Source organism: Chryseobacterium kimseyorum, from assembly GCF_025971945.1.
Taxonomy (GTDB): domain Bacteria; phylum Bacteroidota; class Bacteroidia; order Flavobacteriales; family Weeksellaceae; genus Chryseobacterium; species Chryseobacterium kimseyorum.
In genome coordinates this window covers 58,388-73,528 of record NZ_JAPDHW010000016.1, presented here as the reverse complement: position 1 = coordinate 73,528, position 15,141 = coordinate 58,388, and the positions used below count along the sequence as shown (strand labels likewise).

At 36.4% G+C, this 15,141-nt stretch carries 18 protein-coding genes; 4 read left to right on the top strand and 14 right to left on the bottom strand.

The annotated features are described in order from the left end of the window. Positions 1–829: 829 nt before the first annotated feature. The 4 genes from OMO38_RS17410 to OMO38_RS17395 form a co-directional block, all read right to left on the bottom strand. The gene (locus OMO38_RS17410) at positions 830–2,059 is read right to left on the bottom strand and encodes a type II toxin-antitoxin system HipA family toxin (protein WP_264751461.1); all 1,230 of its coding nucleotides are present in this window, start codon (positions 2,057–2,059) and stop codon (positions 830–832) included. Further along, on the bottom strand, positions 2,056–2,361 hold the full coding sequence (locus OMO38_RS17405; protein WP_264751460.1) for a helix-turn-helix domain-containing protein: 306 nt from the start codon (positions 2,359–2,361) through the stop codon (positions 2,056–2,058). The genes OMO38_RS17410 and OMO38_RS17405 overlap by 4 nt, the downstream gene beginning before the upstream one ends. 167 nt (positions 2,362–2,528) lie before the next feature. Continuing rightward, complete coding sequence (locus OMO38_RS17400; RefSeq protein WP_264751462.1) at positions 2,529–2,786, bottom strand: virulence-associated E family protein; 258 nt, start codon at positions 2,784–2,786, stop codon at positions 2,529–2,531. Between the two features lie 294 nt (positions 2,787–3,080). After that, a complete protein-coding gene (locus OMO38_RS17395) occupies positions 3,081–4,199 on the bottom strand; it encodes an alkene reductase (RefSeq protein ID WP_264751459.1) in 1,119 nt (372 codons plus the stop codon). A gap of 145 nt (positions 4,200–4,344) precedes the next feature. Here OMO38_RS17395 and OMO38_RS17390 point away from each other — a divergent pair, with 145 nt between their 5' ends. The 4 genes from OMO38_RS17390 (at position 4,345) to OMO38_RS17380 (ending at position 7,400) form a co-directional block, all read left to right on the top strand. Then, the gene (locus OMO38_RS17390) at positions 4,345–4,794 is read left to right on the top strand and encodes a winged helix-turn-helix transcriptional regulator (RefSeq protein ID WP_264751458.1); all 450 of its coding nucleotides are present in this window, start codon (positions 4,345–4,347) and stop codon (positions 4,792–4,794) included. An 818-nt stretch (positions 4,795–5,612) separates the two neighbouring features. Then, positions 5,613–6,134, top strand: coding sequence for an SDR family NAD(P)-dependent oxidoreductase (locus OMO38_RS17385; RefSeq protein WP_319804255.1), 522 nt, complete (start codon positions 5,613–5,615; stop codon positions 6,132–6,134). A gap of 69 nt (positions 6,135–6,203) precedes the next feature. Further along, positions 6,204–6,413 (top strand): hypothetical protein, encoded by a 210-nt coding sequence (locus OMO38_RS20295; RefSeq protein WP_319804254.1) that lies wholly within the window; start codon positions 6,204–6,206, stop codon positions 6,411–6,413. A 72-nt stretch (positions 6,414–6,485) separates the two neighbouring features. Further along, positions 6,486–7,400 (top strand): helix-turn-helix domain-containing protein, encoded by a 915-nt coding sequence (locus OMO38_RS17380; protein WP_264751457.1) that lies wholly within the window; start codon positions 6,486–6,488, stop codon positions 7,398–7,400. Between the two features lie 432 nt (positions 7,401–7,832). Here OMO38_RS17380 and OMO38_RS17375 read toward each other — a convergent pair whose 3' ends face one another. The 10 genes from OMO38_RS17375 to OMO38_RS17335 all read right to left on the bottom strand — a co-directional run bounded on the left by OMO38_RS17375 (position 7,833) and on the right by OMO38_RS17335 (position 15,136). Then, positions 7,833–8,546, bottom strand: coding sequence for an SDR family NAD(P)-dependent oxidoreductase (locus OMO38_RS17375; RefSeq protein ID WP_264751456.1), 714 nt, complete (start codon positions 8,544–8,546; stop codon positions 7,833–7,835). Between the two features lie 22 nt (positions 8,547–8,568). Then, positions 8,569–9,321, bottom strand: coding sequence for an SDR family NAD(P)-dependent oxidoreductase (locus tag OMO38_RS17370; RefSeq protein WP_264751455.1), 753 nt, complete (start codon positions 9,319–9,321; stop codon positions 8,569–8,571). 81 nt (positions 9,322–9,402) lie between these two features. Continuing rightward, positions 9,403–10,260: a helix-turn-helix domain-containing protein gene (locus OMO38_RS17365; RefSeq protein ID WP_264751454.1), complete on the bottom strand. Its 858-nt coding sequence runs from the start codon at positions 10,258–10,260 to the stop codon at positions 9,403–9,405. Positions 10,261–11,135: 875 nt separating this feature from the next. Beyond that, the gene (locus OMO38_RS20345; RefSeq protein ID WP_406567334.1) at positions 11,136–11,315 is read right to left on the bottom strand and encodes an ester cyclase; all 180 of its coding nucleotides are present in this window, start codon (positions 11,313–11,315) and stop codon (positions 11,136–11,138) included. Continuing rightward, positions 11,316–11,480 (bottom strand): ester cyclase, encoded by a 165-nt coding sequence (locus tag OMO38_RS17360; RefSeq protein ID WP_264751453.1) that lies wholly within the window; start codon positions 11,478–11,480, stop codon positions 11,316–11,318. A gap of 247 nt (positions 11,481–11,727) precedes the next feature. Then, complete coding sequence (locus OMO38_RS17355) at positions 11,728–12,204, bottom strand: hypothetical protein (protein ID WP_264751452.1); 477 nt, start codon at positions 12,202–12,204, stop codon at positions 11,728–11,730. A 102-nt stretch (positions 12,205–12,306) separates the two neighbouring features. Then, positions 12,307–12,519 carry a hypothetical protein gene (locus OMO38_RS17350; protein ID WP_264751451.1) on the bottom strand — a complete coding sequence of 71 codons (213 nt, stop codon included), beginning with the start codon at positions 12,517–12,519 and terminating at the stop codon, positions 12,307–12,309. Then, on the bottom strand, positions 12,519–13,196 hold the full coding sequence (locus OMO38_RS17345; protein WP_264751450.1) for a hypothetical protein: 678 nt from the start codon (positions 13,194–13,196) through the stop codon (positions 12,519–12,521). The genes OMO38_RS17350 and OMO38_RS17345 overlap by 1 nt, the downstream gene beginning before the upstream one ends. Before the next feature lie 78 nt (positions 13,197–13,274). Then, complete coding sequence (locus OMO38_RS17340; RefSeq protein ID WP_264751449.1) at positions 13,275–14,414, bottom strand: hypothetical protein; 1,140 nt, start codon at positions 14,412–14,414, stop codon at positions 13,275–13,277. A gap of 23 nt (positions 14,415–14,437) precedes the next feature. Further along, the gene (locus OMO38_RS17335) at positions 14,438–15,136 is read right to left on the bottom strand and encodes a hypothetical protein (protein WP_264751448.1); all 699 of its coding nucleotides are present in this window, start codon (positions 15,134–15,136) and stop codon (positions 14,438–14,440) included. Positions 15,137–15,141 lie beyond the last annotated feature (5 nt).

The following is a 15,141-nucleotide window of genomic DNA, read 5'->3' as shown; positions in this document are numbered from 1 at the left end:
GAGTATGAGTGTAAAATTATGTAATTAAAAATTGCGTATTTATTAATGAGGCAAGTATATTACTCATTGACTCATAAAAGTTTATTAATTGAATTTCAATTCATTATGTAAAAAAAAGCATTATTCAAAACTATAAAAATCATATAGCGAATTCTAAAACATTTTTTTCTTCCACTTCTTCAAAATCTAATTTACACCCTAGGCTTTAGACTTAGAGCTTATTCCGTTTATTATTACATCAGTATCCATATCTGTTTCAAAATATTTTTTAAATTTTCAATCTTCTCAGAATCTTTACTAAAGCATGTAAAATAATTTTGAAACTTCATGGTGCTACTTGAAAACATAATTTGTGCTGATTATAACAAAATAACTCGCAACAAACGTATATTGGAAAGAAAAAACCCTTATAAATAAGGCTTTAGAGTATTATAATAAAGGTTTTTGATTGGTTGTTTTTGTAGTGATTATTTGCCGATACAGTATCTAAAGAAGTCTTTATTGATGGTGGTTTAAGCAGATCGAGGTGTACAAAAGTGGTACATCATTAAGATGCTGCAACATCTTTTTTTTCTACTTTTCCGCACGAATCTCGTCGCATTAACTAATTACAAACCAATACTTTATAATATTTGAAGCTACATTTTAAATATACATTTGTACTACTTCTGTACACCTCAAACCTTATAAATCCCTGTAAATTAGACAATTAACATTTCCCGACTGCACCAGTTATAATTGATACATTTCGCCTGTACACCTCAATTTTGATCTAATTTTTAGGGCAAAAATAATTTAAAATTCTAACAAGTATAGCTCAAATTTTATATTAAAGTGTTTTAATCAATCTACTTATTAATTCTCTATTGGATTTACCAACTCCAAAATCTTTTGATAAGTTTGACCATTTATTTAGTGCAGAACTAGTTTGCTCAATAACATTATCTACGAATTCTTTTGATAGTTTAGCTTCCCTTCCTAATGTAGTCAGATGTTTGACGGTAATATTTCGTCCTTCTCCCATTACCATAGTGCTCTGTTCTCCACCTGGTCCGGATGAGAAAGTAAGGTCGTAAGCGGGTGATAATTTCCATTCTCCAAATTCATTCATCAAAAACGAACAATTCTTAGCATGGTCATCTTTATTATGTTCCATAACATTGAAAACTGCTAAACGAAACATTTTTTCTACTTCTCTAATGTCTTTGGTTAAAACACCCGTCAATGATAATAAATCTTCATAATCAAGAGACGGAAACCTAAAGTTACTATGAACGAGTCCACTCACGGTACGCATATGGAGACGCTTATTTCCTTCTCTATCAAAACGCTTAACGGCAAAGTAGCCACCTCCTTTCTTTGATGGAAACAAATGGACTTCAGGCATTTTAATTCCTGCATCTACAGCCATTAAAGCGTAAACGTATTCGATTGCGCCCGCATCTTTCCCATCTAATGAGTTTGGAAATTTTACCATCCAAGGATCAAAATCATCGCCTAACAAATTCGCTCCATATGAAATATTTTTTCTTTCTGCATCGACACCGATAAGTGCTTTTGGCCGTGCTCCGGCAGAAGATCCGTTCAAGGCCAAAAGTTCTGTAATTACTTCATCCGAATCACCTTGCAAAACGTCTTCTGTTTGAGTAGCTAACACGTCCAAATCAATCATCTCATTACTACTATCCGGACTCTGATCCGGCTCGTAAATCAATGCTCCCATACCGTGCAATCCGACGTACGCTAACCGGTCTAGTGAAGAAATATCCGATGAGGAAACTCCTTGCGAGCGAAGCATACGATCAAAGAGCAATCTTCCCCAACCGTCAGGCAAGCTATCATTGAAAACACCAGCTAAACCTTCAAATGGATCTCTTGGAAGCTCTATCACGCCTCGTTGCAAAGGAAGTCTTATAGGTGAAATCTCCAAATTACTTTGCAGAAATTCTTCATCGTATTGAAAATAGATGATACCATCACGAATTGCCAGACGTCCAACAGGCTGAGTTCCAGAACCGAAATTCAATCCCACTTTTATTTCTTTGATAGCTATTTTCATTTTCTGTTTCCTCGCTTTTTAATTGGTTTTTCCTCTGATTTTAGTACATCATTAATAGATTTAAAATTGTGTTCTTTCGGTTTTAAAACGTCAACCATTTCTTCTAATCCACCAACAACTGAAAGCAATTTTAAAAATGAATCCAAAGAGATTAAGCCCTTTTGCTCAAATTTTCTTAGGGTTGGTAAAGGAACACCCGACCTTTCCGCCAAACCTTCTTGTGTTAGATTCATTTGCAATCTCCGTTCACGAATATTATCAATCAGTTTTTTTTGAACTTTGGAAAAAGAAATAAATAACATAATGGTAGTATTTAGTGTTGTAATATAGTGATAAATAATATTATTGTATTACAAATATACTGAATTTATTGATCAAACTGACTTATCGTTCAATTATCTTTATTGTTCATTATTAAAACTCTGTGTTATTGAGTATCAACACGTAATATAGTTTATATTGAATCCAATTAAATTATGCATACAGTGTTGTAGTAGGCCTGCGCCCAAACCTTATCAATATTGATCTCTGAGGAATAATTGAAGTTGATCTTCTCGATCACTTCGAAAATGATCCACCTTACACTTCCCAAGTCATCGGTTAAAAAATCTGTTTTATTGGTAGAACCCACAAAGCTGCAGATCCGCTCTAAGTATTCTGATTTCCTTGCGTAAGCCAATCTCTCGTTAATATGTGTTTTGGAGATATAGGCCTTCAAAGAATTAATGTATGATTTGGGCAGAACGCAAAATAAGGGATTTCGGGAATGATGTTTATGAAAAACTCAGTGTTCCCATATTGATTGGATTTTATTATTACAAAGTTGATCTAATTTTAATGCTTTAAAGTGGATAATCTACACTTTACGCTGCACTTTTGTTTTTAGATTTCTTGGTGCTAATTACTGTTTCTGAGATAGAAGCACGATTAATCCATTAAGATCAAAAAAAAATGAGGCTCTGAAAATAATCATTATATCTTATTCCTAATTATATGCTTTGATCTTTTATCAACTCTCTCTTTAAGATTGAGGATATTGTGCTTTAGGATAGGTAATGTAACCATCTTCCCCGCCTGAATAATAGGTATCTCGGTCGCTTTCCGAGAGTGTCCAATTATTTTGAAAACGTTCCACCAGATCGGGATTTGCAATAAAAAGTTCTCCAAAAGACACCAAATCTGCTTTACCCTCCCTTATGATTTTACTGGCACTTTCTTTAGAAAAACCTAAGTTAGCCAATATTCTTCCACTGTAATTGTTGCGGAAATGAGAGAAATAATCTTCCTGCAATGCTTCTACAGGGGTGCCCGATAAGTCTTCCGATGGCCCCACGATATGCACAAAAGCTAAATTGTAGTGATCCAGTTTATTCAGAATATATTTGAATAAATCAATCGTTTGATCATCAGGCGTCACGATTCCGACATTACTTAGCATGACAGGAGAGAATTTTATGGCAACACGTGTACTGTCCCAAACCTCTATGATGGCATCTAAAAGATCAAAGACGATGCGGGAACGATTTTCAATACTTCCACCATATTCGTCAGTGCGCTTATTGATAGTTTTACTAAGAAATTGAGGGATAAGCATTCCGACTATTGCGTGTATCTCTATACCGTCAAAACCTGCATCTTTTGCATTTTGAGCCGCTTTTGTATAATCCTGTATGGTTTCTTTGATATCAGCAACCTTCATTTCACGCGGGGTTACGGTATTTTTAAAACCTTCCGGAGTGAAAGATTGCGACTGTATGTTAACTGCTGACGGTCCTACAGGAAGCTCTCCGTTCTGCAGATCAGGATGCGCTCCTGCGCCAATGTGTCCTAATTGCGAAAAAATCAGTCCTCCGTTATCGTGAACAGCTTTGGTTACGGCCTTCCATCCTTTTACCTGATCCTGGGTAAAAATTCCCGGAACATTAATAAATCCGATAGATTGCGGATTCACCCAGGTGCCTTCTGATAAGATCAGTCCGGCAGAAGCACGCTGAGCGTAATATTCCGCCATGATCGCTGTAGGTACCAAGCCGGGATTAGCAGCTCTAGCGCGGGTAAGTGAAGCCATTATGACTCTGTTCTTTAATTGTAAATCTCCTATTTGATACTCCTCTAAAAGGGGTTGTGAAGTATTGTTCATTGTTTTTTTTTAATTTTTGATCTCAGCAAAGTTCTGCCAATATCAACAAACAAACAATATAGGTGAAATTAATGCTATAGGGATAAATTTATCCCAATGCATCTTTTAGTTAATATGATGTATTTTTGTCTTAAATTTACACTTTATGTACGAAAGAAAAATTCCTCTTACGATTGACTGCGGTCTCCACCTGACCAGAGAAATACTCAACGGAAAATGGAAGCCGGCGTTACTTAATGCTATTTCTATGGATGTAAAACGCCCGAGTGAAATTTTGAGGATACTGCCGGAGGCGACACGCCGTGTTTTGAATGTACAACTGAAAGAACTGGAAGAGCATGGAATAATAGAAAAGAAAATTTATCCGCAATTACCTCCCAAAGTAGAATATTCGCTCACCGAGATTGGATGGTCACTGATGCCCATTATTGATGCCATGAATGTCTGGGGAGATAAAAATCGGGATTTTTTAGAAAAAGTAATCGCTCAAAATCCAAAGACAAAGGAAATATCAAAATCCCCATGTGATTTTATTCAAGTAAAGATAACAAATGCGAAAGGGGATAATGGATATCCTCACTTAGCTTCCACTTAGAGTTATACATAAAACCTTAATTTTTTAAATGTAAAACGAGCTCGAAAAATTCATGGTACAGCTTAAGACAAAATTGTTCAATTAAGCAACCAAAGGACCAATGTTTCAGATTAGCCTGAGAACTAGAAATAAAGGTCACACTGCTTTATCAATGGCGTAAAAAGTACGAAGAATTTGGTAAAGCAAGCTTCCCTTGAAATTGTAATCTTAAACTAAATCGGCAGCTGGAAATAATCCACAAATTGGAGAAGCTACTAAAGGATGCAGGGTTGGAGTGAGATATAATAAAAAAAGATATTGGCATTTGTCCAAGAGTGGTCGATGAAGTATCAGTTTATTAAACATCGCAAATACTTATTTCCGATTGAAAAAATATACCGTTGTCTAAAAGTTGATCTAAGCGGTTATTACGAATGGAAAAGCAATCCCACTTGCAATAGATTGCTTTTGAAAGAATAAATAAAACAGCACATTACCTTGATTTAGTTCATATCAAGACAGTGCTATGGAACCGCAGTACTTATTTGCCTGACCGGTACGAAGTACAATTGCGGCGAAAGTAGCAATCACTGTAACTAAAGGTCCCCAAAATACAAATTCTCTATTTTACCGCTCAATATTGATTCGTACTTAAATAATAACTTAATAATTGTGCAATGACCAATGTTTAAATGTAAAATTTGTTTATTTGAAAGCAACTGACTTAAAGCAACTGGATTACTCTTATTATCTCTTATCATTTTGACTACAAGATGCTCCGGTTTGGCTACTCGAAACTACTTTAAGAAATATAAATTTGTATCATAACAATTAAAAAAATGAAAAAGACGATTTTTATTACTGGAGCTTCAGCGGGAATAGGTAAAGCAACAGCAAAACTGTTTTCTGAGCGGGGTTGGAATGTAATTGCAACTATGCGCAAGCCGGAAAATGAAACAGAATTAAATCTGTCGAGCAATATTACCCTGCTGCCACTGGATGTTACCAATCTAAATCAAATCAAAGAAACCACACAAAGAGCACTGGCAATCGGCGACATTGATGTGGTGTTTAACAATGCAGGTTATGCTTTGTTTGGAATACTTGAGGCCATAACAGATGAGCAGATGGTGGCACAGATGGAAACGAATTTCTTCGGTGTCGTCCGTGTAACACAGGCTTTTATCCCTTATTTTCGTGAAAAGAGATCTGGATTATTTATCACCACCGGCTCTTCGGCAGGCTTGATGGGATTCCCAGTGAGTTCCATGTATGATGCCAGCAAATGGGCAATCGAAGGTTGGAGTGAAAGCCTATCCTATGAGTTGAATGCAGTTGGTATCGGTATTAAAACAATTTAACCTGGTGTAGTTGCTACTGACATTGTAGATCGGTCGATTATAGTTTCCCACCCGGCTTATGAAAATTTAATGAATAAATCCACAGCGCTTTTGACATATGGTGAAAATACGACAACAGCGGAGCAGATTGCGGAAGTTGTTTATGGTGCCGCTACCGATGGTAAAGGCATATTGCGTTATGTTTGCGGCGAAGACGCCAAAGCCCTATATGCACAGCGGCTAGCGAACGGGGACGAAGCTTTTATAGCAGGAATGAAACAAATGTTCGAAGCCAGTTAAAGAATATAATTATACTGCCTATAGACATCTTTTTAAAGGTATCTATCGGCATACTTAGCAGGAAATTGATCTATGAAACAGAAAAACAAATTACGAATATTTCATTCCATTACGGAAATGCACCGTGTTTTTGGTTTACCCGAGCCGCTTCATCCACTGATCAGCATGCTCGACCATAACAAAGTAGCAATTACCCGCGAAATGCTGGCGCATCCGTTTGTTTTGAATTTTTATAACGTTACCTATAACGAATTCGCAGTTTGCAGGATGAGATACGGGCAGACAATTTATGATTCTGAAGAAGGGGGAATGTTTTTTGTCTCGCCGGGTCAGCCGCTTAAAGGAATCGAGACGGCAACAGCAAGCAAAGGTTTTACCTTACTTGTCCATCCAGATTTCCTGCGAAACTATGCCTTGGACACAAAGATCAAAAATTACGGATTTTTTGACTATTCCGTAAACGAATCACTGCACCTGTCCGGTAAAGAAAAAATGATTATAAGTGCTATTGGTAAAAGTATAGACGACGAACTGGAAACGGCTACTGATGACATCAGCCAGGATGTGCTGATATCACAAATCGAATTACTGCTGAACTATAGTCAGCGCTTTTATAAACGGCAGTTCGTTATGCGCAAGCCATTAAATAACATACTACTGGAAAAACTGGACAAAATACTCGACCAGTATTTCAATGATAGAACAGCTCTGATGAAGGGTTTGCCTACTGTTCAGTATCTTGCTGGGGAGTTAAACATATCACCAAAATACCTGGGCGATATGCTTCGGACGTTAACCGGCCACAATACACAACAGCACATACATTTTAAACTGATCGAAAAAGCTAAAGAGGTTTTAACAACCAGTAATCTTACCGTTGGCGAAATTGCCTTTTTACTAGGTTTCGAGCATCCGCAATCTTTCAACAAGTTATTCAAGTCAAAAACTAATTTGTCACCCCTGGAATTTAGGGCAAGCTTTAACTAAGTCCAAAAGCATATGGCAGGTATTTTTTTTTCTGGAGAATTAAAATTGCCGTATATGTTAAATGTTCCTGAAACATTAAGTAACACCAAAATGTATGATCTTTGATAATTGACCATTCGTTTTAAGATAATCTCCTACTGCCTTCCCGTCATTTATAAGGAAAAATTTATGAGGAATTTTATATCCTATAAATCGATAAAAATTTAATGTATCTTCGATGCAGTCAAATAAGTCGGAGTTGAATTTTTTGTCAGATGGGCTAAATGATGTTTAAGCTTCTTAAAGTTTTTTATATTCCTTAAGGTCTCAAATTTCTCTATGGTTTTATAATGACATGTATATAGCCTCAGTATCTAATCAATTCAATAATTTCTTTGCAAAAAAAGTGATTTCATATTATTGATCGTTTAGCAGGGAAAACACTCCCCTGCATTACCAGGGAAGTATTTTGTTAGTATAATCAACATATGCTTGTTGGCCAGAGCCAAAATGACGTTCTACAACATTGACTACACCCACAATGCTTTCTTCCAATTCTATCTCATATGGTACAGTACCATTTAAAGTGCCCATATCAGTATTTACCCAGCCTGGATGGACATTCAGCATGGTACGACCAGCGTTTTGGACGTGAAAGTATAAGCTTCTGCTGAGAGAATTAAGCGCTGCTTTGCTTGCACTGTAAAGTTCAACAGCTCCTTCTGTATTACCTGCTATGCTCGCCCGGTGAGAGGTCATAAATGCAATCATTCCGCCCTCTTTTTCCAGATATTTTTCTAATCTTTTGGCCAGTCTTACCGGGCCAATAGCGTTAGTCAAAAATAGGCCCGCTACTTCTTCGTCATTAACTTCCAACACAGACTGGTGCAAAGGGCCATATATTCCTGCATTATAAAACATAATATCAAACACCTGTCCACGCAATGAACTTTCTAATTCTTGTACCGAAGCCATCTTTACGATATCCACATTTTTTACAACTAACCGGTCAGGATCTGATTTTCCCACTGCTTCTAATTTTGAGTCGTCATCACCTTTACGGCAGGTTCCGGTAACGTGGTATCCTCTTTTAAAAAACTCATTTGCCAAGCCAAGACCGAGGCCTTTTTCAGCACCGACTATCAATATTCTTTTCTTATTTTCCATGTTATTTTGTATTAGACATTAATTATTTTGCTGTATAACCACCATCAGCAACAACGATAGTGCCTGTCATGAAGCTCGACAAGGAAGAAGAGAGAAATAAGATAACATTCGCTATCTCTTCGGGCTGCCCGGCCCGGCCAATCGGTTCTTTTGTGCCTTCATTTCTCAATACCTCACGGCCATGGAGAACAAGGCTATCCAGTATAGGTGTTTCGATCACACCGGGAGCAACTGCGTTAACCCGGATATTTTCTGGAGCCAGTTCAACAGCCAAACTTTTTGTAAACAAGCTTACGGCACCTTTTGAGGTACAGTAGGTGACCAGATTAGCAATACCCACCAATCCGGAAATTGAATCCGTATTAACGATCGTGCCACCACCGCGGGCTATCATAGAGGGAACGGCTTCACTTGCATGAACGAACATGCCTTTCACATTGTCTGCCATAACGCTGTCCCAGTCTTCATCCCGAATTTCCAGAAATGCTTTTGGGAATGACCGTCCGGCGTTATTCACAAGGATATCAACACCACCAAATTTCTCGGTAGCCAGGTAAACAGCGCGCCTGGCTGTCGCCCTTTCGGATACCTCGCCCTGCGTAGCGTATACGTTTCCCGGGTATTGGTTTTCCAACTTATAAACATTTTCACTTTTGTCCTCTGCGATTATGTTTGCTCCTGCTTCGATTAACAAGGCAACCACAGCCAGACCAATGCCACCTGCGGCCCCGGTCACTATTGCTACTTTTCCTTCCAGATTTATATTTACACTCATGTTATCATTGTTTTGATGACACAAAGGTAAGTTGCTATGGTCGGCATAAAGTTGAAGCTTTCAAACCATTAGTTGATAAAATCAAACAGTGCCTATATTTCTAAAGGATCGTGGTGACTGGTTGAAATTCTTTTTAAAGAAATTGATAAAGGGAGATAGTTCTTCGAATCCAAGAGCCCATGCAATCTCGCCGATACTCCATTGGGTATGCCGGAGTAAAGCTTGCGCTTCCTGCGCTACACGCTCTCCGATAATCTGCGAAGTGGTTTTACCGGTGGTTTCTTTTAAGGCTCGATTAAGGTGATTAATATGTATAGAAAGTTGCGAGGCGAATTCGGAGGGTGATCTTAAAAGCATCTGCTGTGTTGGAGTTTCAATAGGAAACTGCCTTTCGAGCAATTCCATAAAAAGTGAGGAGATACGAGTCGCGGCATTCAAGCTCGAATAGCTCGAAGCAAGTGCGGGCTGCATTTTCATCGCAGTATGTATCAGATCAAAGACCAGGTTTCGCAATACATCATATTTATAAGTATAATCAGATCCGATTTCTTCAAGCATTTTTAGATAAATATTTTGAATCGATTTATTCTGGGTAACTGAGAGCGGAAAAATAGGAGTATTTCCAGGCTGAAATAGCGGATATTCTTTAATGTTCCCATAATTATTAAAGAATGCTTCAGTGAATATGCAGAAATATCCAGATTGCTCATCCTCTAAAGGCTCCCATTTATAGGGGATCAAAGGATTTGCAAACAATAAAGCGCAATCTTCTACATCGACCACCTTATCTGCATAGCTCAACCGTTTATGACCCTTCAACAGGCTGATCTTAAAATAATCTTTGCGACTGTAGGGAATAGGTTTAGCATGTTTGCCCAGGAAATCGTCCAGGTTAAATACGTTGAAATGCCCCAATTCCTTTTTTAGGTTCTCGGGCATGAAGTTCAGTTTTTGATGGTAAAAATCCTCGAGGCTTTGTGTTGGCTCCATCCACAAAGTTAACAAAAATAAACAGTCGCTTAAACTAAGATCAATCTTTAAGGAACCGACTAAGGATGATCAAGCTTTCATTTTAGGAAAACTAATATTGGTGCGGTTAAAAAAATAATAATCAATTGAATAGAAATACAATTCCACTCCAAATAAATTTCTTCCTCCATTTTATATCCTTCAAAACCTTCTTAATTATCTTTGTTTTCTATTAAAAGAACTCTCTCGATCTGAGTAAAAATATTGAAAAAAAACTTAGCTCTTCTGGCTCTATCTAAGTTAATAAAAAACTGTAATTTCTATTAAACTTTAAAATGAAGAAATTATCAATCACTACAAAAGGTGACAACCATAAAAGCTTAATAGTAAAATTTATATTCCAGTTCTTTTAACTGTTGTCGTCCGACGATGAAGAACGGATAAAAAGGTCACTGGCTAAACTGCTTTATGAAAAGTGGATCAATATTTTGAAGAATTATTCCAGCTTCTTTTTTTATCATCAGCAATGCCGTCAATTAAGAAAGACCGATACGTTGTTCACAGACCTCAAAAACAAATGCCTTCAATGAAACAACATAAAAACAAAGAAACAGGTGTGTGAAGTTTCAGAATATTCCTACATTCTTTAGTGGTTTGAACATAAATCTGAAATTACTGTTGGAAATATTAAGGCAGACGTTTGCGCCTTTATGCTTCCAAATTTTCACCGCAAAAATTTTCGCGACTGAATCTTACACTTTTCATGGTCTGAATAAGCATTTAAAACTATATTATTATTTTGACTACCATGAATGAAATATCTACCTAACAAATGATTTTAATTTTTAAGTTGAGATAAAAACTGATGGTAGTGTATTTAAACCCCCTTGTTCTACATACTTGCCATCTTTAACCCTTATTACATCGATACTTATTTTACGACCAGTTGCTGTAATTCCCATCAATTCTCCAGTACGCGTGCCACTAATATTTTTTCCGAGTCGTAATAAATCTCCTTCCCCAATTTATTCATAAATTGTTACTGTTAAATCAGGCATTGCCGGACGTAATATATTATTGAAAGTATTAATCATTCCATTTGGGCCACTGTCAGCACCAATAGGTGTTGTATGATTAATAAATTTATCATCCAATAATTTTCTAAAAGCTTCAACATCTCCTTGCTCCATAACTTCTTTGTTGAAATGATGATGTCTGTTCCGACTTGTGTTCCTGCAAAAGCACCTGTTGGTAAACGGTAGGCGTTGGAATATCTGCGCTTTTTAGTTTCTTCTGCCGGTTCAGCCAACCTGAAGGAAGCACCATTGCCAAAATTCCGCTCGGTTTTAAAGAGTCTAAAGAGCGCTTGACAAAATAATCTTCTTATTTGCTTATTATGGGTTCCTCAACTTCGTCATTGGTCAGTTTTTGCGCTCTCTACTTTGGAATAAGAATTTCTAATTCCTCAATATTTTTAGAATTGTCTAATCCTCCTTTGATTCCTTCGGATACAGTTCTCCCGGATATGATTCCGCCCAACCGTTTTTGTACTTCTTCATTTTTTTCAGTATTGTGCGGTTGTGTTCCATCAACAGATCTTCCTCCCCTGTTTCTTGAATTGCTCCACTTTATGCCTGTAGATCCATTTCCAGCATTATCGCTGCCGACAGTTTGTCTTCCTGAGTAATCTCCGCTTGGCTCGGATTGGCTGTTTCGCAAAGTTCTACCAGAATCTCCTCCAGAAATTTTGGTTCCCAAGTACTGAGTGTTAGGTATTCTTTCTGATTTAACAATGAGGTTTGCATCTACTATTTTTTTTGATTCAACTAAATTAATATTTTTATTCTGACGCTTTAATTTGTTTCTGAGATATTCACTCAAGTCCTTATTTCCTTCATTTGAAATTTTATACATCTTGCGAATATCCTAATATTCTTTTCTTTAAATTCCATCAGAATTTTAAGCGTTGCCGCATCACCTATCCTACCTCCTTCCCAACAAAGAAATATTTTACCATCAAAATTTTTTATAATGATTCAGAAATTCTGTTGTATTACTGGCAACATTCAAAGTGACAAGACTTCGATTAATGACTTGCTCGTTTAATTTTAAAAGTTCCAGAAATGAAAGCATATCGGATTCTTTTCCAAAAACAACCAACTCATTCTTAGTTCCACTGACGATATAAATTCCGTTTTTAATCATTGAAAAATTTATTCCCGCCTTCATTAATTTTTTCTGTTTTTTACAAAGTGATTAAATTCAAAAAGTTCTTTAGCTTCATCATCCCACGTTTTTCTAGGCAATAATTGCAGTGTCACAAAAACATCTGTCTTCTTGTTATAGGAATCAATGCGTTCAAGTCTTCCGTGATAATCTTTTTCAGCGTGTCTGTACAATGAATAGGGCAAAATGGTATCTGTTGGATAAATATAGAAACGGGTGTAGTTCCACGGAGAATTAATTTCAAAACGTTTATATTTTTTGTTAAATAAAATTGTATCAGACAGGTTTTTTCGGTTTCTGTAATTGGGAATCCAATCCTTTGAAAAGACAGCACCTTCCTTCTTTTCCCAGACCAATAAAGGACTTTGCTTTTTAGAAATATCTTCGAATATGACATTACTACGAAGTGAGTCAATAGGGTAACATAGTGAATCCTTGATATAATACACCTGCTTATTGATCCCTGAAAACTTATGATCAGGCACTAATTCGATCAATTGATTTTGCAAATAATTAATCTTTGATAAATGAAAGCTCTGCATTTGATTTAAATCTTTGGAAGCATCGAAATATACATTAGAGATAAGATCTAAACCTCCTTCTTCTGATTTGATATTTTTATGGCAGGAATTTAATGCGAGTAGAAATAAAAAAATTGGAAATAAAAGTTGTATTTTCATATCAATTGGATTTGAAAAAAAGCGGTAAATCTTTTGATGACTTACCGCTTCCTGTAGTATTATAGGTAAGAAAAGTATTTATCGCTTAATGCTCTGTTCCCGAACATTGGCTTTATCGTGAGTATGATCCTGTTCCAAACCCTCTAAGGGTTTATTGGTGTTAATCCTGTTCATATCGTTGTCATACAGTCTAAGATTTCTATTCTGTGGATCCAGAACAGCTTTTGCTTCTACGACCTGATCGTTTTCTTTAAACTTGACTTTTACAACATTTCCTTTTTCCAAAGACTTTATACTATTTTCCTTCCATTCCGGATTTTCAAATACCAGATTTGATTTCTCGACGATCTTCGCTGTATCAACTCCGTAATTTTTGTAAAAATTTTGGAAATAATAATTGCCCTTATCAGTCTTACGTTCATTAAAATTAAATTGAACAAAAGCTGGTTCTGTCTGATTGCTTTTAGGATTGACAAACTCAATTTTCACACTTCGTCCTTCCAACAGATTTACAGCTTCTTTGGCAGTAAAGGAGTTTTCCCGACTTACAGGAAAATTATGAGATATTTCCCCTTTTTGATCGTTGGTTAATTTAGCATGATAGGAATTGAGAAAAACGCCTCCCTGATCGCTTTTGCTAAATTTTAAAGTAAAATCAACCCTGTTTTCAGGTAGCGTTTTGTCGGAAGAAGTTTTAATTTCAAATTGCTGTGCTTTTCCATCGATGCCTTTCTCTAAATCTTTTTGAAGTTTCTCGTCTTCTCCAAAACCAAGATATTTCATTTGGTCTTTCAGGTATTTTACCTGATCGAATTCTTTTTGTGTTTCCATAATGTTTGGATTTTGATTGTTAATAAATGGTTGATTTGTATTTTGTTGATTTTCATTAAATGATTTTAACTCTAATTGATCAAGACAGTCTGTAGCAGTAACTGCATTATATTTTTCTTTATAGAAATCAAGGGAATTTGGATTCTCTTCTCCATAAGCATCGAATATCAAATCGTCTACTTTTTTAAGAAGCTCGGGAGTCCTTATTAAAGTCTCGTACTTGAAACCTCCCATATTAGAATTGAATTCGTTCTGCAGAGCATTTAAATAACTTTGATCAGATATAAATTCCATTACTTCAGCGATTTGTCCATCGTAATCGTAGAAAGATATTTTTCCAACTTTCACATCAATCACTTTATTAAGCCCTGATAATTTGCTCTTCATAAATTATAATTAGATGTTAAGTATTATCTTTTAAACCCCCTTGTTTTTTCACATTCCTCAGATGGGTCTTCCTGTTCTTCACGGCTTCGATTAGCATCTTCATACATACCATGGTCATTCACATTCAATTGAATTTCTGAATTGCCAACTTTTGAGATATGCTTTTGATCCGCTGCGATGGTGTTAACAGAATCGATTTCTCTGGAAACAATGTTCAAGTTTTTGGAGATCTCCTTGGCTATTTCAGGGAACTTCTTTGCTTTATCCTGCAGAAAAACTTTAAGTTTTTGCAATTCATTTTTATATCGGTTCAGCTCTTCGGGTTCTTTTTTATCAGCAATGATTGCCGTAAGCTCCTTAGCATTGGTGATGAAATCGAACTCTACCACTTTTCCTGTCTCCATGTCGAATATGAAAGCTTTCTTTTCGATAAGTGGATTATGACTCGAAAGTTTCTTAATATCGGTATATTGAACTTTCTCTTTACTGCTTGCAAGGATTTTACTAAGACTCATACCGCGCTCAAGGAAAATAACCTTCAGTTTAGTACTATTTTCTGTCAGTTGAAAAGTGGCTCTGTTTTTATCATTGTCAGCAACTATGGTGTATCCCCGAAGGAACTTCTCAATATCATCAGGGCTTAATTTTTTAGAAAAAGTGAGGTCATCATTAATGATTCCGAAATTTTTGAGTTCATCGGTAGGTAAATTGTGATTTTGCATAATGG